Here is a 25,100-nt window from a genome sequence, read left to right as displayed (position 1 = left end):
CACCCGGGTCGCAAGATTCGTAATAATCAGTTTCGTGATGACCCCAAAATCCAGGACCTGGCCGGAGATTCTCGGCCGACTGACCACTCGCCGTGCGCTCGCGATCGGTGAGGCGGCATGGGCAATGGATCAGATCATGACCGGGGTGGCCACGCCGGCTCAGATCGCCGCGTTTGCGGTGTCGATGAAGATGAAGGGCCCGAACTCCGCCGAGGTGACGGAGCTCGCCGACACCATGCTGCTGCACGCGCGGCGAGTGCCCACCGACGTGATCGGAACCAACACGGTCGACGTGGTGGGGACCGGCGGTGACGGGGCCAACACCGTCAACCTCTCCACGATGGCCTCGATCGTCGTCGCGGCGGTCGGCATCCCCGTGGTCAAGCACGGCAACCGGGCGGCGTCGTCGCTGTCCGGCGGCGCCGACACGCTCGAGGCGCTCGGCGTGCGCATCGACCTCGGTCCCGACGAGGTCGCGAGAAGCGTCGCCGAGGTCGGTATCGGCTTCGCGTTCGCGCCCGAGTTCCACCCGTCGTACCGGCACGCTTCGGTCGTACGCCGAGAGATCGGCGTACCGACGGTCTTCAATCTGCTTGGACCCCTGACCAATCCGGCTGCGCCGCGAGCGGGTCTGATCGGGTGCGCGTGGGGCGACCTCGCCGAGGTGATGGCCGGTGTTTTCGCGACCCGCGGCTCCAGCGCGCTGGTGGTGCACGGCGACGACGGCCTCGACGAGCTGACCACCACCACGACCAGCACCATCTGGCGAGTGCAGGCGGGCACCGTCGAACGGTTGACGTTCGACCCGGGAGCCTTCGGCTTCGATCGCGCCGAGCTGAGCGAGCTGACGGGCGGTGACGCCGAGGCGAACGCCGCCTCCGTCCGCGAGGTGCTGACGGGCGCCAAGGGCGCCGTGCGCGACGCGGTGATCCTGAACGCCGCGGGTGCGATGGTGGCGCATGCCGGGTTATCCAGCGACGCCAAATGGGTGCCTGCGTGGGAGGCCGGGCTCGCGCGGGCCACTGAGGCGATCGATTCGGGGGCGGCCGAACAACTGCTCGCGCGTTGGGTGCGGTTCACTCAGAAGCCCTGATCTCTCGGACTGCTCCGCCGCCATCCGTGCGGAGTGCGCCGTCGCCGCCCACGCGGCGTGTCGACCTGCCGCCGCCAGGGGCGTGCAATAGCCGATTCCCGTGGCGGTCTCGGTGCGCACGGTGCGCACGCCGGCCTGGGTCAGCCAGCGCGCGATGAGCGCCGTCTCCTCGACGAGGGCGCCGCCGAGTGGCGCCGCGGACGGCAGAATCGATTGTGCCGCACTGCAAATCGCGTCGACGACGGGCATCGGGGGGACCCCGCGTCGCGCGTTGCCCGCAGCGGCGAGCTGGCCGTTCCTGATGACGGCTAGGTGCCAGCCACCCGCGCCGTCCGGCCTGGCCGCCACCAGCTCGTCGACCGCCACCAGCGCGCGCAGACGCTGGCCTCGCCACATGGTGTCGATCGCGGTCGCGGTGTGGTCGCGCAGCCGTGCGGCGGTCTGGTACTTGCCTTGCGCGGCCAGCAGACCGATGTGAGTGACCGCCTCCGAGAGGGCCGAGTCGGCCGTGCCCGCGATGAGCTCGGCGGCCCTGGCTGGCGCGGCGGCGTAGGCGGCTGCCGTCACGTCGCGCAGTGCCGGACACGGGGACAGCTCGTGCTGGGGGCAGGACGGCCCGTGGAGCGCCGAGCGCGCCAAACGTGCGGTGCACGTCCGCACTCCGGTGAAGCGCGCCAGCAGCGCGGCGGTCTCCGCGGCGTCGGTACGGGCGCGGAACGGCCCGACGGCCAGGTCGTGCTTGGGTGCCCGCACCACCGAGAACCTCGGAAAGGCCTCATCGGTCAGGGCCACCCACCACCACCGGTGCGGAAACTTCGAGCGCCGGTTGTACGGGGGAGCGTGGGCCGCGAGCAACCTCAGCTCGCGGACGCCCGCCTCCAGCTCGTGTGCGCACTCGACGTGGTCGACGCGCGTGGTCAGCGACGCCATCTCCTTCATGCGGGCGCGCGGGTCCGCGCCGGTGAAGTACTGGCCGACGCGGCGCCGCAGGTCGACCGCGGTACCCACGTAGAGCACCTCATCGGCGGGCCCGCGGAACAGGTACACGCCGGGGCGTCGCGGAAGACCGGTGGCCAGGTGGCGGTTGCGCCGCTGTGCAGGCGTCACGTCGGGCAGGTACGACCGCAGATCCGCGTAGGTGTGGATGTCCTGGTTGCCGACTCGTGCGATGAGGGCGTGCAACACGTCGACCGTGGCTCGTGCGTCGTCGAGCGCGCGGTGCGTCGGAGTGGTGCTCGCGCCGAAGAGCCGGGCGAGCGCCGAGAGCTTGACGCTCGGCGCTTCGTCGCGCGTGAGAACCCTGCGCGCCAGCTTCACCGTGCATAGGACGGGGGGCCGCCGCCACGGGAGCTGGCAGCGTTCGGCGGCGGCGCGCAGGAACCCCACGTCGAAGCCGGCATTGTGGGCCACCAGCACCGCGCCGCGGGAGAACTCCAGAAACGCAGGAAGCACGGCGTCGATGGTCGGGGCGTCGTAGACCATGGCGGTGGTGATGCCCGTCAGTGCGACGATCTGCGGTGGGATGGGGCGACCTGGATCAACGAGCGTGGCGAGCTCGCCGAGCACCTGACCACCCCTCACCTTGACGGCGCCGATCTCGGTGATGGAGTCGTAGCCGTCGCCATTTTCGTCACCCCTTGCGCGGCCGCCGGTGGTCTCCAGATCGACGACGACGAATGTCGTGTCGTGTAGCGAGACGTCCGCCAGCCCGCCTAGATCTGCCAAGAGGTCCGCGTCGAGGTCGCCGAAGCTCAGCTGGCTCATGGGCCGACCGTAGGCCCATGGGCCGACAGCGACTCACATCGATGTGATTCCGATGTCGGCGTTTGTCGGGGGGTCTCGTTAGCGTGCGCACATGACTCGAATGAGAGGAGTGCGGCCATGACTCGAGCAGAGATGGAGCCGGACCCGACAGACCCGCCCGAGCTCGACGCCGGAACCGGTGCGGGAACCATCCACATCGATTGCGACGACTGCGCGGTGCGCGGACACGGCTGCAAGGACTGTGTCGTGAGTGTCTTGCTAGGCGTGCCAGACACTTTGCTCGCAGATGAGCGCCGTGCACTGGAGGTGCTCGCAGACGCCGGCATGGCGCCTCGGCTACGGTTGGTGCCGATTCACCGGAAGACCGTCGACGGGGTCGCGTAACGACCCCGTTTATCGCGGGGCGAGCGAAAAATTCCCGCGGAGCCTGTTAAATTTGCGTCTTCTGTTGGACAACCCCGATGCCGTTTCGTAACCTGTCTGAGACCTAACGCAGTTCGAGCGGCTCGCTTACGGCAGTTGAGGACGCGAAATCTTGAGGTTTGACGCTATGCACCGAAGCGCACGTGGTCTTCGGCGACCGGTAGTTGGTGCCATAGCAGGGCTAGTGGTGTTCGGGGGTGTGGTCGCGGGAACAGTGCACGCCGACCCCGCCGCCGATGCGATGGCAAAGCTCAACGAGCTGTCCCGGCAGGCCGAACAGACCACCGAGGCAATGCACACCGCCGAGCTGGATCTCAATTCCAAGCTGGCAGCGCAGCGGACGGCCGACCAGAAGCATGCGTCGGACCTCGCAGCGACAGATTCTGCCAAGGCCCAGCTGGCAACCTTTCAGACTTCCGTCGACAGAGTTGCCGCCGCCCAGTACATGGGTGGGCGCACGGACGGGCTCGACGCGATGCTCACCGCCGATTCGCCCCAGCGGCTCATCGACCAACTCGCCGTGCAACGGGTGATGGCCACCGAGATGTCGGTGCAGATGCAGAACTTCAAGAGCTCCAGCGTTCTGGCCAACCGGGCCGAGGTGGAGTCCGCTAAGTCGGCTGCCGACGCGAAAACGGCTGCCGAGCAGGCCGCGGCCGTGCGCGCGGACCTGCAATCAAAGCAAAGCAAACTGCAAGTGCAGATGGCCATCGTCAAGTCGCAGTACACGGCGCTGACCCCGGCCCAGCGTGAAGCCTTGGCCACGGTGCCGCCGGCTCCGCCAGTGGCCGCCCCTGACGCTCCGCCGCCCGCCGACGGACCCGAAGTGCTTGCTGCCGCGCCAGGTGGCATCGCCCCCGGCGATCTGGCCCCGCCAGAGGCCGCGCTGACGCCGCCCGAGGGAGCCGTCGTTCCCGGTGGCGCGCCCGAAGGCATGATGGCCGTTCAGGCAGCTCTGACCCGGATCGGATCGCCGTACTCGTGGGGCGCATCGGGTCCGAGCGCGTTCGACTGTTCCGGCCTCGTCATGTGGGCCTTCGGCCAGGCGGGCGTCAACCTGCCGCACTCCAGCCAGGCTCTCGCGCAGGGCGGTCAGCCGGTGTCCAGGGACCAGATGCAGCCAGGCGACCTCATCACCTATTACTCCGATGCCTCGCACGTGGGCATCTACATCGGTGACGGCATGATGGTGCACGCCTCGACATACGGCACACCGGTGCGCGTCGCTCCGATGGACAATGCGCCGATTCACAACGTCCGTCGTTACTGAGCGGCCGCGTCTCGGCCTGCTGCTGCTCGTCGAACTGGTCGCCGCCGCCATCGTCCTGATCGCGCATCCCTTCGGTGCGACGCATCCGGCGGATCAAACCCCGCCCGCCGCCACCCATGCGTCGCTCGACGTGCCGACCACGCCGACGGATCCGCTGACTCTGACCGACGGCCGCACGGTCTCACTGGTGGCGCTCGGGGGAGCCCAGACGGCAGGCCTCGAGGCTCGGATATGGTCCGAGCTCGACGGTGCCGCGGACGCCGTCACGTCGTTCTGGGGCGACGACTGGCCCCGTAACATCTCCGTCGTGCTCACCGGCACCGACGAGGAGTTCCGGGCACTCGCGTCCGGTGATTCCGACATCGCCGCCGCGACGACGGCGCAGCGGATCGTCTTCGCGCCAGGTGCAAGCACGATGAGTGATGCGTCGCTGCGAATCGTTCTGCGCCACGAGCTCTTTCACTACGCCGCAAGGGGGCATACGGCGGTCGACGCGCCGCGCTGGCTCACCGAGGGCGTCGCAGACTACGTCGGCAGGCCTCCGACACCGTTTCCCGCCTCGGCACGCGCCTCCGAAGTCGCTCGGCTTCCCACCGACGCCGACCTCGACACACCGGGTGCCGTCCGGTCGCTGGCCTACGACAGGGCGTGGTGGTTCAGTCGTTTCGTCGCCAGTCGCTACGGGGCCCAGACGCTGCGGGGGCTGTATCTCACCGCGTGCGGCCCCGGCCACCCGGATCAGGGCACCGCCATCAAGAGTGCCCTCGGCGCGGACACCCCTGCGGTGATGGCGGCGTGGCGTGCCTGGCTCAGCGGGCAGTAAGTGGCCCGAATCCTGCTGGTGACCAACGATTTTCCGCCTCGCCGCGGTGGCATCCAGTCCTACCTCGAGAACCTGGTCGTCGAACTGGCCCGGGTTGGCACGCACACCCTGACGGTCTATGCGCCGAAGTGGAAGGGTGACGCCGACTACGATGAACAAGCCAAACAAGCCGGGCAGGCGAGCGCCACCGGTTTCGAGGTGGTGCGGCACCCGACGACGCTGATGATTCCGGAACCGACGGTGGCGCGGCGGATGCGCAAGCTCATCACCGACCGGGACATCGACACGGTGTGGTTCGGAGCCGCCGCCCCGCTGGCGCTGCTCTCCCCGCTGGCGCGTGATGCCGGGGCGAGCCGGGTGATCGCCAGTACACACGGTCACGAAGTGGGCTGGTCGATGCTTCCTCTGGCGCGAACGGCGTTGCGGCGCATCGGAAACGACACCGATGTCGTGACCTTCATCAGCCAGTACACCCGCGGCCGCTTCGCTGCCGCCTTCGGGCCCGACGCCGCGCTCGAGCACCTGGCGCCCGGTGTCGACACCGACCGTTTCGAGCCCGACCCGGTGGCCAGGGCCGAGTTGCGCGCCCGCTACCGCCTTGGCGCCCGTCCCGTCGTCGTCTGCGTGTCCCGGCTGGTGCCCCGCAAGGGTCAGGACATGCTGATCCGCGCACTGCCCGCCATCCGTCAGCGTGTCCACGGAGCGGCGCTGGTCATCGTCGGCGGTGGGCCCTACCGGGACAAATTGCGCCGTCTCGCACACGGTTTCGGCGTCGCCGAGCACGTGATCTTCACCGACGGAGTGCCTTCCGACGAACTGCCCGCGCACCACGCGATGGCCGACGTCTTTGCGATGCCGTGCCGTACCCGCGGGTCAGGGCTCGACGTCGAAGGACTTGGCATCGTCTACCTCGAGGCATCGGCGACGGGTGTGCCGGTGATCGCGGGCCGGTCCGGTGGCGCACCGGAATCGGTTCTCGACGGCGAGACCGGGTTGGTGGTCGACGGCTGGGACGTCGGCGCGATCGCCGCTGCCGTCGGAGACCTCCTTGCCGACCAGGACCGCGCAGCGGCGATGGGCGCAGCGGGCCGCGACTGGGTCGTCGACAACTGGCAGTGGCGCACCAAGGCGGAGCGTCTCTCGAAACTCCTGACCGGTTAGTCCCCGGACTTCGCGTACAGCGCGTCGATGTCGCTGCCGAACTTCTCGGCGACGACCTTCCGCTTGACCTTCATCGTCGGCGTCAGTTCACCCGTGTCCTCGGTGAAGTCGACGGGCAAGATCCGGATCTTGCGGATCGACTCCGCGTGCGACACCGCCTGATTGGCATCCTTGACCGCAAGATCGACCTCGGCGAGCAGGTCGGGATCCTCGGAAAGGTCGCCCACCGTGGCCGACGCGTCCTTGCCGTTGCGCTGCTTCCATCCGGGGAATGCCTCCGGGTCGATCGTGATCAGGGCGGCGATGAACGGTTGCGCGTCACCGACGACCATCGCCTGGCTGATCAGCGAGTGCGCGCGCAGCCTGTCCTCGAGCAGTGCTGGGGCGACGTTCTTGCCGCCCGCGGTCACGATGATCTCCTTCTTGCGGCCGATGATGGTCAGGAAACCGTTCTCGTCGATCGCCCCGAGGTCGCCCGTGTGGAACCAGCCGTTGGAGAACACCGCCTCGGTCTCCGCCTCGTTGCGCCAATAGCCGCTGAAAACCACCCCGCCAGAGACCAGCAGCTCGGTATCGTTGTCAATGCGCATACTGTTGCCCGGCAACAGCTTTCCGACCGATCCGACCTTCACGTCGCCGACCCGGTTCACGGTGATCGCCGCGCTCGTCTCGGTCAGCCCGTAGCCCTCGTAGATGGTGAGGCCGACGCCCCGGTAGAAGTGCCCGAGCCGGGCGCCCAGCGGGGCGCCACCGGAGATGGCGGCGTGGCAATTGCCGCCGAGGGCCGCCCGCAGCTTGCCGTAGACCAGTCGGTCGAACAGGGCGTGCTTGAGGTTGAGCAGCAGGCCGGGCTTGCCCTTCTCGTGCGCCTGGCTCCACTCGATCGCGGTGTTCGCTGCCGCGGCGAAGATCTTGTCCTTGCCGCCATCGTGGGCATTCTGCTCGGCGGTGTTGTAGACCTTCTCGAAGACCCGCGGCACGGAGACCACCAACGTCGGCTTGAACACCCCCAACGTGGGCACCAGGTTCTTGACGTCGCTGGTGAACCCCAGGGTCACCTTGTTGCTGAACGCCGCAATCGTGATGGCGCGGGCCAGCACGTGGGCCAGCGGCAGGAAGACCAGCAGCTTCTCGCCCTTGTCCAGCAGGGCAGGGAAGCACGCCTTGGCGCCGCGCATTTCGTACAGCAGGTTCGAGTGCGTCAGCTGGCAACCCTTGGGCCGACCCGTGGTGCCGGAGGTATAGACGAGCGTCGCGACGTCGGCCGACTTGATGGCCTCCAGCCGGGCCTGGACTTCCGCGGGGTCGGTGGCCTTGCCCTTGGCGGCGAGCTGGTCGAGAGCCGACGGACCCGTCCCGTCGATGCGCAGGACCAGACGCAGCTCCGGCAGCTCTTCGGAGAGCTGCTCGATCTTCTTGGCGTGTTCGTCGGTCTCGGCGAAGGCAGCGACTGCGCCCGAATCGGAAAGGACGAACCGCACCTGCTCGGCCGAGCTGGTCTCGTAGATCGGGACGGTGACGGCGCCGATGGACAGAATCGCGAAGTCGAGGATCGCCCACTCGTAGCGGGTGGCGGACAGGATCGCGACCCGGTCACCGGGCTGGATGCCCTCGGCGATCAAACCCAAAGCTGCCGAACGAACTTCGTCCGCGACCTTCGAGCACGTCACGTCCGTCCATGACCCATCGACGAGGCGCTGGACGATCACGTGGTCTGGATCGTCGGCCTCGTGGGAGAACACCGAGCTGACGACGGTGTCGTGCTCGCCGACGGTGAAGGAGGCGGGAACACTGAACTCGTGCACGATTTGGCCCTTTCGGACGGGGGGGTACCTGAGGAAATCCGCCGTCTCAGCCTAGTCGGCCGCCGAAGAGCCGCGGGGGCGCATGTGTGAAGCTAGGCAGCGATGAACAGTATTCAAGTCGCCGACGAGACATTCGTCTGCGCAGATCCGGCCGACGTGGGCAGGGCGATCGCCGATCCCGCCAGTTGGCGACGTTGGTGGCCCGACCTGCGGCTGGTCGTGGTCGAGGACCGGGGGCCCGCTGGGCAGCGCTGGACCGTCACCGGCGCGCTCGCGGGCACCATGGAGATCTGGCTGGAGACCTCGTTCGACGGCGTGATCCTGCACTACTTCCTGCACGCCGAGCCGTCTGGGGTGACCGCCTGGGAGCTGGCCAGGATGAACCTGGCCAAGGCCAACCATCACCGCAGGGTGGCAGGCAAGCGGATGGCCTTCGAGGTGAAGCAGAAACTGGAGGAGTCCCGCACGGTCGGGGTGTCCCGACTGGCGTGACGTGCGACCGACCCCTTGCGGGTACATTTTGAGCGGAAGGACGCGAGTCCACTAGCGCACTAGCGACCCGGAGAAGTGAACACGTGGCGGACAAGACTGCGCAGACGATCTTCATCGACGCCGACCCGTCGACGGTGATGGACGTCATCGCCGACATCGGCTCGTACCCGGACTGGGTCGCCGAGTACAAGGAGACCGAGGTCCTCGAGATCGACGGCGAGGGGTATCCGAAGACGGCCCGACTGGTGCTGGACGCCGCCGTGCTCAAGGACACCATGGTGTTGTCCTACACCTGGCCCCCCGACCACGCCTCGGTGAGGTGGTCACTGGTCTCCAGTTCGCTACTCAAGGCACTCAACGGCGCATATCTTCTGTCGCCCAAGGGTTCTGGTACCGACGTCACCTACGAGCTGGCCGTCGACCTGGTCATTCCGATGATCGGGCTCCTGAAGCGCAAGGCGGAACGCAGGCTCACCGACACGGCACTGAAGGATCTCAAGAAACGAGTCGAGGCTGACTGAGCGTGGCGCGGCGGACGGACCTTCGGCGGTCACCAGCGCCAGGATCAGCCTCTTCGTCGGCAAGGGTGGGGTAGGCAAGTCCACGTTGGCGACGGCCACTGCGGTGCGCGATGCGCGCAACGGCCTGCGCGTGCTCGTCGTGTCCACCGACCAGGCCCATTCCACGGGTGACGTACTTGGCGTGAGCGTGGTCCCGACGGGGGAGCGCAATCCGACCAGGGTGCTCGCCGACCTCGATGCCGGACCGGACGCGGGGACCGGAGGCTCGCTGGACGCCCTTGCCCTCGACACGCTGGCGCTGTTGGAGCAGCGCTGGCGTCAGGTGGCGGGTGTCGTCGCCGGCCGCTTCCCGGAGTCTGATCTCGGAAACATTGCCCCAGAGGAACTCTCGGCGTTGCCAGGGATTCAGGAGGTGCTCGGTCTCGACGAGGTCGCCGAGCTCGCCGCCTCGGGTCGATGGGATCACGTCGTCGTCGACTGCGCGTCGACGGCAGACGCCATGCGCATGCTCACACTGCCCGCCACGTTCGGCCTCTACCTCGAAAGGGCCTGGCCACGGCACCGCAGGCTCTCCCTGGCCGCTGGCGACGCCGGATCAACAGGCATCGTCGAGCTACTGGAACGGGTGGCCGCGGCCACCGATCGGCTCGGGGAGCTGCTCACCGACTCCTCCCGCGTGAGCGCCCATCTGGTGCTCACCGCCGAGCGGGTGGTGGCGTCCGAAGCGGCCCGCACCCTGGGCTCCCTGGCCCTGATGGGTGTATCCGTCGCCGAACTGATCGTGAATCAGATTCTGGTGCAGGACGACTCGTTCGAGTACCGGAACCTGCCCGAACATCCCGCGTTCGACTGGTACACCGAGCGGATCGTCGAGCAGCGGATCGTCCTCGACGAGCTCGACGCGACGATCGGCGACGTCAAACTGGTGCTCGTCCCGCACCTGGCCGGGGAGCCGATCGGCCCGAAGGCGCTCGCCGAGCTGCTCGAGAGCGCACGGCGCCGCGACGGGTCGGCACCCCCGGCGCCCGTGCGTCCCGTGGTCGACCGGGAATCCGGAACCGGGCTCGATGCGGTGTATCGGATGCGGCTACAGTTGCCGCAGGTCGATCCTGGGGCGTTGACGCTTGGCAGGGTCGACGACGACCTGATCATCGGCGCCGGAGGCACGCGTCGCCGCGTTCGGTTGGCCTCCGTACTACGGCGATGCATCGTGGTGGACGCGCAACTGCGCGGTGGCGAACTGACGGTGCGTTTTCGACCGAATCCGGAGGTGTGGCCGGCGTGAGTGAGTTCCGCACAGACGCCGGAGCCGCTGGGCGGCGACATTCAGACGTGGCTCCAGAGCTGCGGCAGTTGGCGCAGTCCATCCTGGATCGGCTCGACCCCGCCGTCAGGCTGGCCGCCGCGCGTGCCACCTCAGGCGGCGAGAGCAGATGCCAGCAGGTGTGGTGCCCGGTGTGCGCGCTGGCAGCGTTGGTGACGGGGGAGCAGCACCCGTTGCTGACCGTGATCGCCGAGCACAGCGTGGCTCTGCTGGCGGTCGTTCGTGCGATGGCCGACGCGATGGACACCGGCGAGACGGGGCAGACTGAACCCGAGCCACCCACGGATCCGTCCGGACCCGCCGGACCCCGACCCGACGGCGATCCGCCGCCACCCGGACCCGGCAACTATCAGCACATCCCCGTCACCGTCGAGGAGTGAGCCGCAACTGGGTACAGTTGTCGCAAGGCGCCGTCCGGGTGCCCCCCGCGGGAGGCTCGATGTGGTATTGGCTGTTCAAGTACATCTTCATGGGACCGCTGCTGTCATTGCTCGGCCGCCCGAAAGTGCAAGGGCTGGAGCATGTCCCGAGCTCTGGGGCGGTCATCCTCGCCAGTAACCACCTCGCTGTCGCCGACAGTTTCTACCTATGCCTGGCTGTGAACCGGCGGATCACCTACCTGGCGAAGGCCGAGTACTTCACCGGCACCGGCCTCAAGGGCTGGTTCCAACGGTGGTTCTACACCGCGGCCGGTCAGGTATCCATCGACCGCACCGACGCCGACGCCGCGCAGGGTGCGCTCACCAGCGCGGAGCGCATCCTCGGCGAGGGCAAGGTGCTCGGCATGTATCCCGAGGGCACCCGTTCGCCCGACGGTCGCCTCTACAAGGGCAAGACGGGCCTGGCGCGCCTCGCGCTGGAGACCGGGGTCCCGGTCATCCCGGTTGCGATGGTGGGCACCGATGTCGTCAACCCGCCCGGGTCCAAGATGTGGCACTTCGGTCGTGTGGAGGTTCGCTTCGGCAAGCCCTTGGACTTCACCCGTTTCGAGGGTCTGGCCGGCAACCGCTTCATCGAACGGGCCGTCATCGACGAGGTGATGTACGAGTTGATGCAACTGGCCGACCAGGAGTACGTCGATCTGTACGCCGCCGACGTCAAGAGCAGTGCCGACGGTGGCTCGGGCGGCAACCCGCCGGCCCGGTTTCCCACTGCCGCCGCCGGCTAGGTAACCGCGTGGGCCGGCGTGGCGTCGACCCTTCGTAGGGTGTCGTCGCTCTCCCTCAGCGTGACCGCGCCCGCGACGGCGATCAGCGCGATGGCCCACCACACGTAGGAGCCACCGAGCAGTTGGCGCCACAGCGCCGCTGAGGTCTCCCGGTGCTCGGTCATCAAATGGATCGGCGCCAGCACCATCAATGCGATGCCGACAGCACTGATGATGCCCATGGCGACGCTGCGGTACCGGTAGGCGAGCACGGCCGTCACGAGGACGGCGGGAAGTGCCCACACCCAATGGTGTGACCATGACACCGGCGACACGACGAGACCGAACATCGCGACGCACACCAGCGCCAGCACCGACTGATCACCTGCGCGGAGCGCGTCTGGCCGCAGCACGCGGCGAACCGCCCACACGGTCAGCCCCAGGACGGCGAAGCAGGCGACCAGCCAGATCACGAACCGCGGGGCCTCACCGATGCCGAGGCGGGCGAGCGTGCCTGCGATGTTCTGGTTGGTGAGGTAGGTGGCAGTGCCGATGCGGTCGGTGTCGCGCACCGTCTCGGTCCAGTACTCCCACGAGTCCCGCCCGGCCACGACGAACCCGAGCGCCGTCGCGAGGATGGCCGACGCCACGCTCACCAACAGGGCGCGGGTGTCACGACGAAGGAGCAGGTACAGCAGGAAGACCGCGGGCGTCAGCTTGAGTGCGATGGCCAGTCCGAGCAGAAGCCCCCGCGGCCACGGCGTCCTTCGCGGTACGCAGTCGGCGATCACCAGGGTCATGAGGACGACGTTGATCTGGCCGAACTCGAAGTTCGACCGCAGCGGCTCCAGGTAGACCACCGCGGGTGCGACGATCGCCGCCGCGAGCCAGCAGCGCCTGCGCCACGCCGGGCCTGCGATCGCCGCAGACTGCTCCCACACCCGAAGCCGGGTCAGCACGATCACCGTGGTGACGAGTAGCAGGGCGAAGGTGATCACCGTGATGGTCGCGCTGGCCGCATTCAGCGACAGCCACGCGAAGGGGGCGAAGACGGCGGCCGCCAACGGTGGGTAGGTGAACGGGAGGCCAAGGCCCGCGAGCGTGTGGAAGAGGACGCCGTCGCTGTAGAGCGACGTACCGTCGAGCCAGGCGCGACCGCCCATCCGGTAGACGTCGATGTCGATGCGGTACGGCGTGGTGGCGAGAAGTCGCCAGCCCGCCCAGACCACCGCTGCGATGGTCAACGGCTGAAACAGCCGCCATGCCACGGTTGACCACCGCACCCCGCCGGGCAACTGCCGAATTCTCATCTCGAGGACAAGACTATCGGCCGTCGTCGGCGCGCCGGGGACCATCCTGTCCACGACGCGCGCAGGTCGGCGTAAGTTTTGGCCGTGTTCGACGATTGGAAGTTCGACTTCGGGCTCGATCTGGCGATCCCGCCGGGTCGGCAGCCACTGACGTGGTGCCTGATCGCATTTCTGCTGACTTTCCTGGTGACACGCACGATCGTCCGCTACATCCGGCACAACGCCGACCACGACACGCCGCCCAAGTGGTGGCAGCCACGCAATATCGGGCACGGCACGGTACACATCCACCACGTGGTGATCGGTGTGATCCTGGTCATGGTGTCCGGGGTGACGATGGTGACGCTCGCCGTCGACGGCGGAGTCCCCGAATTCACGGTAGCCGCAATCTTCTTCGGGATGGGCGCGGCGCTGGTGCTCGACGAGTTCGCCTTGATCCTGCACCTGCAGGACGTGTACTGGTCCGAGGATGGCCGAACTTCGGTGGACGCGGTGTTCGCCGCGGTTGCGGTTGCGGGACTTCTGATCCTGGGATTCAACCCGCTGTCGTTCTTCGACGTCGACATCTGGCGCTCGGACCAGACGCTGCTGGCCCGCGGGGCCGTGATCGGGATCGCCATGGTCACGCTGGCCCTCGCGGTGGTGGTGCTGCTCAAGGGCAAGGTGTGGACCGGCCTGATCGGGATGTTCATCACGCCGCTACTGTTCGTCGGTGCGATCCGAGTCTCGCGTCCGCACGCGCCGTGGGCGCGATGGCGCTATGGAAACCGGCCGCGGAGAATGCACCGCTCGCTCGAGCGTGAACGACGACTGCGTCGTCCCGTCGTCCAGGCCAAACTCTGGCTCCAGCACGTCGTCGCGGGCGAGCCGCACTTTCCCGACGACCACGAGGTCGATGCGCAGCTCGACCGGGAGATCCACCCGGCTCCGATGCCTGCCCCAGTAACGACGGACGCCGCCTGATGCGCTACTTCTACGACACCGAGTTCATCGACAACGGCCGCACCATCGAGCTGATTTCGATCGGGGTGGCCGCCGAGGATGGCCGCGAATACTACGCGATATCAACGGAATTCGACCCCGACCGGGCCGGCGCATGGGTACGCAAGCACGTGCTGCCGAAACTTCCGTCGCCTGCGTCGAAACTGTGGCAGTCGCGGCGCCAGATCCGCTCGGAGCTCGAAGACTTCTTCGACATCGACGGCGACGAGACCATCGAACTGTGGGCGTGGGTGGGTGCCTACGACCACGTCGTGCTCTGTCAGCTGTGGGGCCCGATGACCGATCTGCCGCCCGCGATCCCCAGGTTCACCAGGGAGTTGCGGCAGTTCTGGGAGGAGCGTGGCTCGCCACGGATGCCCCCGCGCCCACGTGACGCACACGACGCGCTCGTCGACGCCAGGCACAACCTGACCAGGTTCCGTCTGATGACGGCCGATCACCCAGACGAACAGGACGACGACGGGGCCTGGGCCGCACGCGCCTGAACTGCGGGTATGGGTTGCAAAGCGCGCCTCTGCGCGCGGTTACCATAGACGGGTGAATTGGACCGTCGACGTACCCATCGACCAGCTGCCGGACCTCCCGCCGCTGACGGACGACCTGCGGCTGCGGCTCGACGCCGCCCTGGCCAAGCCCGCAGCCCAACAGCCCAGCTGGCCCGCCGACCAGGCGAAGGCGATGCGGACGGTTCTGGAGAGCGTGCCGCCGATAACGGTGCCCTCGGAGGTCGAGCGGCTCAAGGGGCACCTGGCCGACGTCGCGCGCGGCGAGGCGTTCCTGCTGCAGGGTGGTGACTGCGCGGAGACGTTCGTGGACAACACCGAGCCGCACATCCGCGCCAACATCCGCACGCTGCTGCAGATGGCGGTGGTGCTGACCTACGGCGCCAGCATGCCGGTGGTGAAGGTCGCCCGTATCGCGGGGCAGTACGCCAAACCGCGCTCCTCCGACGTCGACGCGCTTGGCCTGAAGTCCTACCGCGGCGACATGATCAACGGCTTCGCACCCGACGCCTCGGTCCGCGACCACGACGCCTCCCGGCTGGTCCGGGCGTACGCCAACGCCAGCGCGGCCATGAACCTGGTGCGGGCGCTGACCTCCTCGGGGCTGGCCTCGCTGGAGTCGGTGCACGACTGGAACCGCGAGTTCGTCCGCACGTCGCCCGCAGGCGCGCGCTACGAGGCGCTGGCTGCCGAGATCGACCGTGCCCTGCGCTTCATGAGCGCGTGCGGGGTCGAGGATCGCAACCTGCAGACCGCCGACATCTACGCCAGTCACGAGGCGCTGGTGCTCGACTACGAGCGGGCGATGCTGCGGCTGTCGCACGAGGACGGCACGCCGAAGCTCTATGACCTGAGCGCGCACTACGTCTGGATCGGCGACCGCACCCGCCAGCTCGACGGAGCCCACGTCGCCTTCGCCGAGGTGATCGCCAACCCGATCGGCGTCAAGATCGGGCCGAACATGACACCGGAGCTGGCCGTCGAGTACGTCGAGCGGCTCGATCCGCACAACGAACCGGGGCGCCTGACGCTGGTCAGCAGGCTCGGCAACGGCAAGGTGCGCGATCTGCTCCCGCCGATCATCGAGAAGGTGCAGGCCGCCGGACACCAGGTGATCTGGCAGTGCGACCCGATGCACGGCAACACCCACGAGTCGTCGACGGGGTACAAGACCAGGCACTTCGACCGCATCGTCGACGAGGTTCAGGGCTTCTTCGAGGTGCACCGCGGGTTGGGCACCCACCCGGGCGGCATCCACGTCGAGATCACCGGCGAGAACGTGACGGAGTGTCTCGGTGGGGCGCAGGACATTTCGGACTCCGACCTGTCCGGCCGCTACGAGACGGCCTGCGACCCGCGGCTGAACACGCAGCAGTCGTTGGAGTTGGCGTTCCTGGTCGCGGAGATGCTGCGGGACTGACTCAAAGCAGTCCCTGGAGGTTGCTGCCGAGAGTCCACGCTCCGGCGGCCGCCAGCCCGGTGAGCGTCAGAATGCCCACCAGCCAGAACAGCGCGACGCGCCGTCCGCGTCGCCTGGCCCACGCCAGTTCGTCGATGTCGATGCCGGCGAACTGGCCTGGCGCGGAACGGATCTCCCAGTCGTCGGGCCCCTTGGTCATCTCCCTGGTGTGCTGACGCGGCGGCAGGATGGGCTGCGGCGGTGCGGGCGGGGCAGTGGCCGCGGTGGTGTGGTCATCCTGGACGAGTCGGCTGTGAAACTCTGCTGACGCCACGTGCTGAGCGGAATTGCGTGGTGCGGGCACCCGGAACGGCGGTAGCCCGAGTTCGTCGACGATCCGGTGCAGTTCGTCGCTCATCGCGGCGGCATCGGCGTAGCGGTCTTCGGGGTCACGCCGCGTTGCGCGCGAGATGAACTGGTCGAACTGCGGTGGGACCCCGGTGATCGCAGCGCTCGGCGGCGGCACGTCGTGGTCCATCCGCTGGTATGCCACCGAAAGGGCGCTGTCGCCCGTGAACGGCGCCGCGCCGGTGAGCAATTCGTAGGCGAGGATGCCGACGCCGTAGACGTCACTGCCCGGGCCGGCGTCGCCGGTGCTCACCTGTTCGGGCGAAAGGTAGGCGGCGGTGCCGAGGATCACACTCGTCGACGTGATCTTCGCCTCCGCGACCGCGCGCACCAATCCGAAGTCCGCGATCTTCACCTCGCCGTCATCGGAGATCAGAACGTTCTCCGGTTTGATGTCGCGGTGCACCAGGCCGGCGCGGTGTGCAGCCGCCAGGCCGCCCAGGATCGGCGACAGCACCGCCGCGACGGCATGGGGTGGCATCGGGCCGCGTTCCCGCAGAAGTTCACGCAGCGTGCCGCCCTCGATGAGCTCCATGACCAGGAACGGGTGCTGTCCGTCGATGCCTTGGTCGTAGACGGCTACCAGGCCGGGATCCTTCAATCGCGCGACCGCGCGGGCCTCGCGCTGGAACCGCGTCAGGAACTGCTGGTCGCCCGCATACCGAGAATCCATGATCTTGCACGCCACCGGCCGGTCCAACCGAAGGTCGAGACCCCGGTACACCGCGGACATGCCGCCGGTGGCGATCAGGGCGTCGACACGATACCGCCCGTCCAACACGATGCCGACGAGCGGGTCCGATCGCTGGCTGGTACCCACGCGTGCATCTTAGACTCGGCCCGGTGAGCAACATTCCGGCTGCCGATGACATCCTCGACCCCGACGAAGCCGTCTACGACCTTCCCACCGTGGCGTCGATCCTCGGCATCCCAGTGACCAAAGTGCATCAGCACCTCAGGCAGAAGCACCTGATCGGCGTGCGCCGCGACGGTGTCCTGGTGGTGCCGAAGATCTTCTTCGACGACAAGGGTCACGTCGTCAAGAGCCTCTCGGGTCTGCTGGTCGTCCTGCACGACGGCGGCTATCACGAAACCGAGATCGTGCGTTGGCTGTTCACCCCCGACGCTTCGCTGACCATCAGCCGCGACGGTGACTCGGACGCGCAGTCCAACGCGCGACCGGTGGACGCGCTGCACTCACACCAGGCCCGCGAGGTGGTTCGTCGGGCCCAGGCGATGGCGTACTGACCGCTATGGGGCGGACGGCTGCGTGGCCGGCGCCGTCTCGGCCTCCTCGGGAGACTTGACCAGCGAATACCAGGCGGCCACCGCGAGCGCGGTCGCCAGCGCGACGTGTAGCCAGGAGTACATGCCGTGCGAGCCATCGGGTTTGAAGATCACCATGATCCACGTCGAGAAGCCCGCGATCACGGCGATCGCCTGCCGACTTTGCGCCAGCGCCGACAACACCGCCAGCGGCCACGTGTAGTACCAGGGCAGCGCCGCGGGCACGAAGAGCACCACGATCAGCATCGCGAGCGCGATTCCGGTCAGTGCGTCCCGGTCGTCGCGGCGGAATCGCCACCACAGCAACGGAAGTGAGATGGCGATGATGGCGATGCCTGCGATTCGGGTGACTTCGAGAACCGCATAGAAGTTGACGGGGAAGAAGAGTCCGCCGACCGCGTTGGTCAAGTTCGCAATCGCGGTGGGCACCGTGAGCCAGTTGATGATCTTGACCGACCCCGCAAGTGCGGTGAGCCAGCCGAGGCCGACCCCGGCCAGTGCGGACACGACCGCGAACACGACGACGAAGATGAGCGCCGACGCCGCCGTCGCGAAGGCGAAGGCACGCCTCGGCCCGAGGCCGCGCCCGTCCCTCAATCGGTGCATCCACATCCACACCATGAAGGGCAGTGCGATACCCGCCGTGGCCTTCACCGCGACCGCGATGGCGATGAACCCCACACCCCAGACGGGTCGGTTCGCCAGGGTCAGAGCGATGGCCGCCATCATCAGCCCGACCATCAACATCTCGTTGTGGACGCCGCCCATCAGGTGGATGATCACCAGCGGATTGAGAACGCAGATCCACAGTGCGGCAGGCCCGTTCGCCCCCACGTGGCGCGCGATCCGGGGCGCCGCCCAGATCAGCATCACCAGCCCCGGCAGCATGCACAGCCGCAGCAGCATGGTGCCTTCGATGACGTGGTCGCCGACCAACAACGTCACCAACTTCGCCACCAGGATGAACACCGGGCCGTACGGCGCGGTGGTGGTCGTCCAGATCGGGCTCACGTCGTCGAGCAGGGGGTTGGGGTTCTCGATCGGGCCGACGATGTACGGGTCGAACCCGTCGCGCAGCAATGCGCCCTGCGCGAGATAGGAGTACGTGTCGCGACTGAACACCGGCACGCTCAGCAGCAGCGGGGTCAGCCAGAAGCCCGTGGTCGCCACCATCGTGTAGGTGGTCGCGGTGCGGTCGACGACGCGGCGGCCGAGCCACAACCACGCCGTCAACATCACGGCGACTCCGCCCCACAGCAGCACCGAGGAGACCACCAGCCCATGGCCGAACCGCAGCCACGACAGCTGCAACGACTCGAGCACCGGGTCGTGGAGTCGAGTGCTGCCTGCCCCGAGCCCCCCGACGGTGATCAGCGCGGCGCCGAGGCAACCCAGCAGGGCGGGCCTGCCCTCGCTGGAGGCGGCGAAAGCGGTCAGGCGCGAAAAATGTTGGCCGAGCCCGGTTCTCGGCTGACGCGTGGCGATCGGGGAAGGGGTCGGAGTCGTCATGGGCCTAGGCGGACCGGTTCGACGCCAATCTGGCAAGCTCGGCCAGACCCACCTTTGCGTTGACGTCGATGGGAGCCTCATCCAGCAGTGCCAGAGCCTGGCCGGTGAGGAACTCGATGTGGTCCTCGACGGCGCCGAGTGCGCCAACCGATTCGATCACCTGGCGCAGTTCCCGAACCTGATCGTCGGAGAGACCGGTGCCGATCGACGTGCGTAACAGCTTGGCCGCCGCGGGATCGGACTTGTCGGCCCGTTCGACGGCCTCGGCGAGCAGCACGGTGCGCTTGCCCGATCGCAGGTCGTCGCCAGAGGGCTTGCCGGTGACCGCGGGGTCGCCGAAGACGCCGAGCACGTCGTCGCGCAGCTGGAAGGCCACCCCGAGGCCGTTGCCGACGTCACCGAAGATGGCCTGCACGTCGGGTCGGTCGGCCGCCGCCGCGGCGCCGAGCTGCAGTGGCCGCGACACCGTGTACGACGCGGTCTTGTAGGTGTTGACGTTCATCGCCGACGCCACCGTCTCCGCGCCACTGGCCTCGGCGACGATGTCCAGGAACTGACCGCCGAGAACCTCGGTCCGGATGTCGGCCCACACTCGCTGCACGCGGCGGTGCGCGTCCAGCGGCAGGTCGACCGACGTCACGATGTCGTCCGCCCAGACCAGCGAGAGGTCACCAAGCAGAATTGCGGTCGACAAGCCGAACTGCTCGGATGACCCGAGCCAGTTTCTCTCTCGGTGGCGGTCGGCGAAGAGCCGGTGCACGGTGGGAAGGCCGCGGCGGGTGGCGGAGGCGTCGATGACGTCGTCGTGAACCAGGGCGCATGCGTGCAGCAGTTCAAGGGCGGCGAAGAGCAGCAGCACGTCGGCACCCGCGGATTCACCCCGCGGCGCGACGGCGCGCCAGCCCCAGTACGCGAACAGTGGTCGCAGCCGTTTGCCACCGCGCAGGACGAACTCCTCAAGGGCGGCGGTCATCTCGGCGTAGTCGTCGCCGATGTAGGCGGCGTCGGCCCGACGCGCGAGGAGGTACGCCCGCAGTTGTTCGGTGACGGCGCCCGCCAGTTCCCTGGCCGACGGTGCCGCGGCAGCATCCACGCTCAGCGGGCGCCCCTTTCACTACGCACGATTGCCTTCAGACTAGAGCGTGTGACCTGATGTGTAGCAAGCCAGGGCCGCGCAGGCGTCAGCGCGGTTCGTGCGGGTTTGCCATGACCGGGTTGCGGTCGCGACTGGTCCACGCGACCCCTCCGATGATTGCCGCCACCACGAACGCCGCGAGGCCCAGCCAGATCGCCGCTCCGGTGAACGACCTCGCGCTGGGATCGGTGAAGCGGGCCTGGGCGCTCATCGTGCTCACCACCCCCGGTTTGAGCGTCCACTGGACCACGTCGGAGGAGACCTGGTCACCATTGGTGGAGGTCACCTCACCGGGGAAGGCGACGTTCAGCGACACGTCCGCGTCGGGGTCGTTCAGCGACGTGAGGTCGGCTCGTCCCTCGAGGATCACCAGGTCGCCGGCCCGGCGCAAGGAGATGTCGACGCCAGCCGCATCGCGGTTCATGTTCGCCAACTGCGGCAGCTCCGAGAACGTCAGGTCCGAGAACACCGCCTGAGACCCGACGAAGTCGTCGCGCGAGTAGGGGGAGACCGACACCTTGTCGCTGAACGGCAGGCTGTTGAGCAGCTGGGGGCCCTTGTCGTCGGGGTTGGCCGCCTTGGCCGCCGCGATGATCTGGCCAGACACCCGGTCGTCGGGCGAGACGGTGATGGAGGCGCGTACCCGCACGCAGCCGGCGACCATGGGCGCGATCAGCGCCAGCAAAACCAGGGCCAGCAGGCGCTTACGGCGGTTGGGCACCTCGACATGGTGCCAGACCCGCACGGTCACAGCGGCAATTCCCGCCCGAGGATTGCGAACGGTCTTGGGTCTCCTGCGAAGTGGTAGCCGCGGATGACGTCGGTGAACCCGAGGCGCCGGTACAGCCGCCAGGCCCGGTTGGCCTCGCCGTTGATCTCGGGTGTGGAGAGAAGCACGTGGGGTTCGTCACGTCCGGCCAGCAGGCGCCTGGCGAGAGCCTCGCCGAGCCCGCGGCCCTGCGCTGCGGGGTGGATGTGCAGTTCCGTGAGCTCGAAGTAGGAGTTCATCAGCTCGGAGATGCGCGAGGAGTCCGTCCCGCCCCGCTGCAGGCCCTGGATCACCTGCTGCTGCCACCACTGATCCGGTGCGCCGCAGTAGCCGTAGGCCACGCCGAGCATCGGCGCGGTGCTCAGCGCCACTGCGTCCTGGCAGCCCTCCGGCGCCTCAACGGCCGCGACCGCGGTCCACCCGGCCCTGCGGGTGTGCTCCAGCCACATCGAGGCGCGCTGATCCTCGGTGCCCCGGGGGTATCGCATTGCATCGACGTAGATGCCGAGTGCGTCCCCGAGGCGCCGTTGCATGTCGACGGGTGACAGGTCGATGAGGAACGTGGCCAAACTTTTTGGTGCCCTTCGCGCGATGTCCGAGTCGACGTCATTATCCGGTCAGCGACGCAGTATCTCGCCACCGGTGGGCCACCAACTACAATCGACCTTCGAAGTAGGTGGTACGGGTCAGATTCAGCTCGTATCATGGTGTTCAGGTGCCCCCGCAAACGCGGGAGTACGAATTTTGACAGCACGGCCGCGGCTTCGCGGACGCAGCAGGGACGCACATGGGAGGCGCGGATGCCACTCTCCGATCATGAGCAGCGCATGCTCGACCAGATCGAGAGCGCACTTTATGCCGAGGATCCCAAGTTCGCCTCCAGCGTGCGCGGTGGCAGTCTGCGGGCTCCCTCGGCGCGCCGCCGGCTCCAAGGAGCGGTGGTCTTCCTCGTCGGTCTGGCACTCCTGATATGTGGAGTGGCGCTCCCCGCGACTCAGATCAGCGGCTTTCCGATCCTCAGCGTGTTCGGCTTCATCCTCATGTTCGGCGGCGTGGTGTTTGCGATCACGGGCCCGCGCGTGCCGGGTGGACCCGAGGGCGCGGCCCAGGAACCCGGCTCCGCGCGCCAGAAGCGCGCCAAGAGCAACAACTCGTTCGCCAGTCGCATGGAGGAACGGTTCCGCCGTCGTTTCGAGGAATGAGCGTTCTCCTGACCCGGCACCGGGTCTGAGAGGACCCAAGGGCAGCTCCGCAGGGAGCTGCCCTTTTCTTTGCGTCCGACACGCCGTGGTCGGCGGCTGAGGCGGAGGCGGCGGTCTCGGTGCCCCACCACCCCCCACCCGGGCCTCGAACACTGCCCAGCTGCGGTTTTGCGCCGGCACTCGGGTATCAGTCGGTTCCGCGGCGCCAGGAAATGCCTCATGAGTGGCGTGTGGTGGGGCATGCACCCAAACTGTTGCCATCAGATGGAGCAAAGTGGGGGATCGTGGGGTAATGTGGCGGACAACGGAGCAACCGGAGTTCCGTGAGCGGGGCAGCTGGAGGTGGCGGGATGTTTCTCGGCACCTACACGCCCAAGCTCGACGACAAGGGGCGGCTCACGCTGCCCGCCAAGTTCCGCGAAGCACTGGCAGGGGGGTTGATGGTCACCAAGAGTCAAGATCACAGCCTGGCTGTCTACCCGCGAGCGGAATTCGAGAAGCTCGCAGAGCGGGCATCTGCGGCATCGCGGAGCAATCCGGACGCTCGCGCATTCCTGAGGTACCTGGCGGCGGCAACCGACGAACAGCACCCGGACGCGCAAGGCCGGATCACGTTGACGGCCGACCACCGCCAGTACGCGGACCTCTCCAAGGAGTGCGTGGTGATCGGATCGATCGAATACCTGGAGATCTGGGACGCCCGAGCTTGGCAGGCCTATCAGCAGACCCACGAAGAGAACTTCTCCGCGGCCAGCGATGACACCCTGCGCGACATCATTTAGTTCAGCTGCCCCTGCATGGTGGCCTCTGCCCGAACCGGCCCTGGCGTACTTCCCCAACGCCAGGTCCGCAACCTCGGACAGGGACCTCGATGCAAGGGCGGCCACACTTCCCAAGGGTGCTGCGATGCCTGACGATCATCCGCACGATCCCGTGCTCCTCGACCGCTGCGTCGAACTGCTGAAGCCCGCCCTGACTCGGCGCCACCCCGAAGGTGCGGGCGCCACGCTGGTCGACGCCACCCTCGGCGCCGGCGGACATGCCGAACGCTTCCTCACCGAGCTGCCCGGGCTGCATCTGATCGGCCTCGACCGAGATCGCACCGCTCTGCAGATCGCAGGCGAGCGGTTGGCCCCGTTCGGCGACCGCGTCACCTTCGTCCAGACCCGCTATGACGGATTCTGGGCAGACCGCAACGACGGGACCGGCTCCGGCGTCGGTGACGTCGATGGGATCCTGTTCGACCTCGGCGTCTCCTCGATGCAACTCGACCGCGCCGAGCGCGGCTTCTCCTACTCCAAGGACGCACCACTTGACATGCGGATGGATCAGGACGCACCCCTGACGGCCGCCGAGATCCTCAACACCTACGACAAGAGGGCGTTGACACGGGTGCTGCAGGAGTTCGGTGAAGAGCGCTTCGCGAGCCGCATCGCAGGCGAGATCGTCCGGCGACGGAATCGCAAGCCGTTGGCGACCACCTCCGAGCTGGTTGAGCTGCTCTACGACGTCATTCCCATACCTGCCCGCCGGACCGGGGGACACCCGGCCAAGCGCACGTTCCAGGCATTGCGCACCGCCGTCAACGGCGAGTTGGACTCGCTGCGCTCTGCCGTGCCCGCCGCGCTGGCCGCGCTGCGCGAGGGCGGCCGGATCGTGGTCATGGCCTACCAGTCGCTGGAGGACCGGATCGTCAAGGGCGAGTTCGCCTCCGCGACGGCCTCGCGCACTCCGCCGGGCTTGCCCGTCGAGCTTCCCGGTCACGAACCGTATTTCGTGTCGCTGACGCGTGGCGCCGAGAAGGCGGGGGATTCCGAGATCGACCTCAACCCGCGGAGTGCATCGGTACGGCTGCGGGCCCTGGAGAAGGTCGTCAGAAGGGAAGGTTCGTGATGGCGAAGCGACGAGAGCCGGTGCGCGCCAGCGACGAGCGTCGGCGAGGGCCACGCGAGGCGACCGCCCAGCGCCGTTCGGCCGACGCGCCGCCGCGCGGTCGGCGGTCGACCCGAGAGCAGCGCCCGCAGCGCTCAGCGCCGCACACCAGCCCAATGCCACGGCCCACCAAGGGCCCGATCAGGCCGAAGAACGCCGCTCAGGCGAAGGCGCGGGCGAAGGCGCGGAAAGCCAAGGCTCCCAAGGTAATTCGTCCGCCACTGCGTGAGCGGCTGCTGGTCAGGCTGGCGGCCATCGAGCTCGACCCACGCAGGTTCGTCACCAGGGTGCCATTCGTCGTCCTGGTGATCGCGGCGCTCGGGGTCGGGCTCGGGGTCACCCTGTGGCTGTCGACCGCCGCCGCCGAGCGGTCCTACCAGCTTGGCCACGCCCGCCAGGTCAATCAGGCGCTGCTGCAACAGAAGGAAGGCCTCGAACGCGACGTGCTCGAGGCTCAGGCGGCGCCCGCACTCGCCGAGGCGGCCCGCAATCTCGGCATGATTCCGTCCACCAACACGGCGCACCTCGTCCAGGACGTCTCCGGCAACTGGATCGTCGTCGGGACGCCCAAACCGGCTGCTGGCGTTCAGCCGCCGCCGTTGAACAGCCCGCTTCCCGACCCCGTTGCTCCCGCGCCGCCGGCTCCGCCCGCACCGAAGGTCGTCGATCCGCGCGAGGTGGCGGTGCACCTGCCGCCGAGGGCCGTGCCGGTTCCCGCACCGGCCGATCTTCCCGCTCCGGCCGACGTTCCCGCCCCGGCGGCGCCGCTCGGCGACGCGGCCTCGCCCCTGGAGTCACCTCAGGTGCAGGCGCTCCCCGGC

At 68.1% G+C, this 25,100-nt stretch carries 25 protein-coding genes and 1 pseudogene; 18 read left to right on the top strand and 8 right to left on the bottom strand.

The window, feature by feature from the left end; all coding sequences use genetic code 11:
- Positions 1–37 precede the first annotated feature (37 nt).
- Positions 38–1,093 carry an anthranilate phosphoribosyltransferase gene (gene trpD / locus ACRDUX_RS08295; RefSeq protein ID WP_526412818.1) on the top strand — a complete coding sequence of 352 codons (1,056 nt, stop codon included), beginning with the start codon at positions 38–40 and terminating at the stop codon, positions 1,091–1,093.
- Here trpD and ACRDUX_RS08290 read toward each other — a convergent pair.
- Positions 1,031–2,857 (bottom strand): annotated as a pseudogene (locus tag ACRDUX_RS08290) (DEDD exonuclease domain-containing protein); the annotation flags it as partial. The gene trpD and the pseudogene ACRDUX_RS08290 sit on opposite strands and share 63 nt — an antisense overlap.
- Before the next feature lie 117 nt (positions 2,858–2,974).
- Between ACRDUX_RS08290 and ACRDUX_RS08285 the strand changes: the two are divergent.
- The 4 genes from ACRDUX_RS08285 (at position 2,975) to ACRDUX_RS08270 (ending at position 6,534) form a co-directional block, all read left to right on the top strand.
- Positions 2,975–3,241 carry a hypothetical protein gene (locus tag ACRDUX_RS08285; RefSeq protein ID WP_526412792.1) on the top strand — a complete coding sequence of 89 codons (267 nt, stop codon included), beginning with the start codon at positions 2,975–2,977 and terminating at the stop codon, positions 3,239–3,241.
- A 151-nt stretch (positions 3,242–3,392) separates the two neighbouring features.
- On the top strand, positions 3,393–4,550 hold the full coding sequence (ripC, locus tag ACRDUX_RS08280; protein WP_526412790.1) for a peptidoglycan hydrolase RipC: 1,158 nt from the start codon (positions 3,393–3,395) through the stop codon (positions 4,548–4,550).
- A complete protein-coding gene (locus ACRDUX_RS08275; protein WP_526412788.1) occupies positions 4,519–5,373 on the top strand; it encodes a peptidase in 855 nt (284 codons plus the stop codon). Before ripC ends, ACRDUX_RS08275 begins: the two co-directional genes overlap by 32 nt.
- Positions 5,374–6,534 carry a glycosyltransferase family 4 protein gene (locus tag ACRDUX_RS08270; protein WP_526412786.1) on the top strand — a complete coding sequence of 387 codons (1,161 nt, stop codon included), beginning with the start codon at positions 5,374–5,376 and terminating at the stop codon, positions 6,532–6,534.
- Here ACRDUX_RS08270 and ACRDUX_RS08265 read toward each other — a convergent pair.
- Entirely contained in the window at positions 6,531–8,339 is a 1,809-nt protein-coding gene (locus ACRDUX_RS08265) for an AMP-dependent synthetase/ligase (RefSeq protein WP_526412784.1), read from the bottom strand. The two genes, ACRDUX_RS08270 and ACRDUX_RS08265, sit on opposite strands and share 4 nt — an antisense overlap.
- Positions 8,340–8,441: 102 nt before the next feature.
- Here ACRDUX_RS08265 and ACRDUX_RS08260 point away from each other — a divergent pair, with 102 nt between their 5' ends.
- The 5 genes from ACRDUX_RS08260 (at position 8,442) to ACRDUX_RS08240 (ending at position 11,844) form a co-directional block, all read left to right on the top strand.
- Positions 8,442–8,831 (top strand): polyketide cyclase / dehydrase and lipid transport, encoded by a 390-nt coding sequence (locus tag ACRDUX_RS08260; RefSeq protein WP_526412782.1) that lies wholly within the window; start codon positions 8,442–8,444, stop codon positions 8,829–8,831.
- 83 nt (positions 8,832–8,914) lie between these two features.
- Entirely contained in the window at positions 8,915–9,352 is a 438-nt protein-coding gene (locus ACRDUX_RS08255; protein WP_526412780.1) for an SRPBCC family protein, read from the top strand.
- Positions 9,345–10,637, top strand: coding sequence for an ArsA family ATPase (locus ACRDUX_RS08250; RefSeq protein WP_526412816.1), 1,293 nt, complete (start codon positions 9,345–9,347; stop codon positions 10,635–10,637). Before ACRDUX_RS08255 ends, ACRDUX_RS08250 begins: the two co-directional genes overlap by 8 nt.
- Positions 10,634–11,056: a hypothetical protein gene (locus ACRDUX_RS08245; protein ID WP_526412778.1), complete on the top strand. Its 423-nt coding sequence runs from the start codon at positions 10,634–10,636 to the stop codon at positions 11,054–11,056. Before ACRDUX_RS08250 ends, ACRDUX_RS08245 begins: the two co-directional genes overlap by 4 nt.
- Before the next feature lie 59 nt (positions 11,057–11,115).
- Positions 11,116–11,844, top strand: a complete 729-nt coding sequence (locus ACRDUX_RS08240) for a lysophospholipid acyltransferase family protein (protein WP_526412814.1) — start codon at positions 11,116–11,118, stop codon at positions 11,842–11,844.
- Here ACRDUX_RS08240 and ACRDUX_RS08235 read toward each other — a convergent pair.
- Positions 11,841–13,133, bottom strand: a complete 1,293-nt coding sequence (locus ACRDUX_RS08235) for a glycosyltransferase 87 family protein (protein ID WP_526412776.1) — start codon at positions 13,131–13,133, stop codon at positions 11,841–11,843. The genes ACRDUX_RS08240 and ACRDUX_RS08235 overlap by 4 nt on opposite strands.
- An 84-nt stretch (positions 13,134–13,217) precedes the next feature.
- On the opposite strand from ACRDUX_RS08235, the gene ACRDUX_RS08230 reads away from it, so the two are divergent.
- From ACRDUX_RS08230 to ACRDUX_RS08220, 3 genes are read left to right on the top strand one after another with little or no spacing between them, the layout of a single operon-like run.
- Positions 13,218–14,096 (top strand): hypothetical protein, encoded by an 879-nt coding sequence (locus ACRDUX_RS08230; protein WP_526412774.1) that lies wholly within the window; start codon positions 13,218–13,220, stop codon positions 14,094–14,096.
- Positions 14,096–14,620: a polyadenylate-specific 3'-exoribonuclease AS gene (locus ACRDUX_RS08225; protein ID WP_526412772.1), complete on the top strand. Its 525-nt coding sequence runs from the start codon at positions 14,096–14,098 to the stop codon at positions 14,618–14,620. Before ACRDUX_RS08230 ends, ACRDUX_RS08225 begins: the two co-directional genes overlap by 1 nt.
- Positions 14,621–14,672: 52 nt before the next feature.
- On the top strand, positions 14,673–16,058 hold the full coding sequence (locus ACRDUX_RS08220; RefSeq protein WP_526412770.1) for a class II 3-deoxy-7-phosphoheptulonate synthase: 1,386 nt from the start codon (positions 14,673–14,675) through the stop codon (positions 16,056–16,058).
- A gap of 1 nt (position 16,059) precedes the next feature.
- On the opposite strand, the gene ACRDUX_RS08215 is transcribed toward ACRDUX_RS08220, so the two are convergent.
- Positions 16,060–17,265 carry a protein kinase domain-containing protein gene (locus ACRDUX_RS08215; RefSeq protein ID WP_526412768.1) on the bottom strand — a complete coding sequence of 402 codons (1,206 nt, stop codon included), beginning with the start codon at positions 17,263–17,265 and terminating at the stop codon, positions 16,060–16,062.
- Positions 17,266–17,288: 23 nt separating this feature from the next.
- Between ACRDUX_RS08215 and ACRDUX_RS08210 the strand changes: the two genes are divergently transcribed.
- Entirely contained in the window at positions 17,289–17,693 is a 405-nt protein-coding gene (locus ACRDUX_RS08210) for an Rv2175c family DNA-binding protein (protein ID WP_526412766.1), read from the top strand.
- 3 nt (positions 17,694–17,696) lie between these two features.
- On the opposite strand, the gene ACRDUX_RS08205 is transcribed toward ACRDUX_RS08210, so the two are convergent.
- The 4 genes from ACRDUX_RS08205 to ACRDUX_RS08190 form a co-directional block, all read right to left on the bottom strand.
- The gene (locus ACRDUX_RS08205; RefSeq protein ID WP_526412764.1) at positions 17,697–19,241 is read right to left on the bottom strand and encodes an alpha-(1->6)-mannopyranosyltransferase A; all 1,545 of its coding nucleotides are present in this window, start codon (positions 19,239–19,241) and stop codon (positions 17,697–17,699) included.
- A 4-nt stretch (positions 19,242–19,245) separates the two neighbouring features.
- Positions 19,246–20,334 (bottom strand): bifunctional (2E,6E)-farnesyl/geranyl diphosphate synthase, encoded by a 1,089-nt coding sequence (idsA2, locus tag ACRDUX_RS08200; protein WP_526412762.1) that lies wholly within the window; start codon positions 20,332–20,334, stop codon positions 19,246–19,248.
- 88 nt (positions 20,335–20,422) lie between these two features.
- Positions 20,423–21,040 (bottom strand): LppM family (lipo)protein, encoded by a 618-nt coding sequence (locus ACRDUX_RS08195; RefSeq protein ID WP_526412812.1) that lies wholly within the window; start codon positions 21,038–21,040, stop codon positions 20,423–20,425.
- An 83-nt stretch (positions 21,041–21,123) separates the two neighbouring features.
- On the bottom strand, positions 21,124–21,714 hold the full coding sequence (locus tag ACRDUX_RS08190) for a GNAT family N-acetyltransferase (RefSeq protein WP_526412760.1): 591 nt from the start codon (positions 21,712–21,714) through the stop codon (positions 21,124–21,126).
- Between the two features lie 231 nt (positions 21,715–21,945).
- On the opposite strand from ACRDUX_RS08190, the gene ACRDUX_RS08185 reads away from it, so the two are divergent.
- The 4 genes from ACRDUX_RS08185 to ftsL form a co-directional block, all read left to right on the top strand.
- A complete protein-coding gene (locus ACRDUX_RS08185; protein ID WP_526412758.1) occupies positions 21,946–22,347 on the top strand; it encodes an SCO2097 family morphological protein in 402 nt (133 codons plus the stop codon).
- A 350-nt stretch (positions 22,348–22,697) separates the two neighbouring features.
- Positions 22,698–23,129 (top strand): division/cell wall cluster transcriptional repressor MraZ, encoded by a 432-nt coding sequence (mraZ, locus tag ACRDUX_RS08180; protein WP_526412756.1) that lies wholly within the window; start codon positions 22,698–22,700, stop codon positions 23,127–23,129.
- Positions 23,104–24,240: a 16S rRNA (cytosine(1402)-N(4))-methyltransferase RsmH gene (gene rsmH / locus ACRDUX_RS08175; protein WP_526412754.1), complete on the top strand. Its 1,137-nt coding sequence runs from the start codon at positions 23,104–23,106 to the stop codon at positions 24,238–24,240. Before mraZ ends, rsmH begins: the two co-directional genes overlap by 26 nt.
- The coding region (gene ftsL / locus ACRDUX_RS08170) for a cell division protein FtsL (RefSeq protein WP_526412753.1) at positions 24,240–25,100 on the top strand (861 nt) is incomplete at its 3' end. The genes rsmH and ftsL, both read left to right, overlap by 1 nt.

It is taken from the genome of Mycobacterium sp. (assembly GCF_050701675.1).
Lineage (GTDB): Bacteria > Actinomycetota > Actinomycetes > Mycobacteriales > Mycobacteriaceae > Mycobacterium.
Note: the sequence above shows the minus strand (reverse complement) of the source record. Positions and strands in the feature narration are given on the sequence as shown.

Excerpts from the sequence above, each read along its gene's own strand:
- trpD (WP_526412818.1), top strand. The coding sequence starts at position 38 with ATGACCCCAAAATCCAGGACCTGGCCGGAGATTCTCGGCCGACTGACC.
- ACRDUX_RS08285 (WP_526412792.1), top strand. The coding sequence starts at position 2,975 with ATGACTCGAGCAGAGATGGAGCCGGACCCGACAGACCCGCCCGAGCTC.
- ACRDUX_RS08275 (WP_526412788.1), top strand. The coding sequence starts at position 4,519 with ATGCGCCGATTCACAACGTCCGTCGTTACTGAGCGGCCGCGTCTCGGC.
- ACRDUX_RS08260 (WP_526412782.1), top strand. The coding sequence starts at position 8,442 with ATGAACAGTATTCAAGTCGCCGACGAGACATTCGTCTGCGCAGATCCG.
- ACRDUX_RS08240 (WP_526412814.1), top strand. The coding sequence starts at position 11,116 with ATGTGGTATTGGCTGTTCAAGTACATCTTCATGGGACCGCTGCTGTCA.
- ACRDUX_RS08235 (WP_526412776.1), bottom strand. The coding sequence starts at position 13,133 with ATGAGAATTCGGCAGTTGCCCGGCGGGGTGCGGTGGTCAACCGTGGCA.
- ACRDUX_RS08225 (WP_526412772.1), top strand. The coding sequence starts at position 14,096 with ATGCGCTACTTCTACGACACCGAGTTCATCGACAACGGCCGCACCATC.
- ACRDUX_RS08205 (WP_526412764.1), bottom strand. The coding sequence starts at position 19,241 with ATGACGACTCCGACCCCTTCCCCGATCGCCACGCGTCAGCCGAGAACC.
- ACRDUX_RS08195 (WP_526412812.1), bottom strand. The coding sequence starts at position 21,040 with ATGGTCGCCGGCTGCGTGCGGGTACGCGCCTCCATCACCGTCTCGCCC.
- ACRDUX_RS08185 (WP_526412758.1), top strand. The coding sequence starts at position 21,946 with ATGCCACTCTCCGATCATGAGCAGCGCATGCTCGACCAGATCGAGAGC.
- mraZ (WP_526412756.1), top strand. The coding sequence starts at position 22,698 with ATGTTTCTCGGCACCTACACGCCCAAGCTCGACGACAAGGGGCGGCTC.
- rsmH (WP_526412754.1), top strand. The coding sequence starts at position 23,104 with ATGACACCCTGCGCGACATCATTTAGTTCAGCTGCCCCTGCATGGTGG.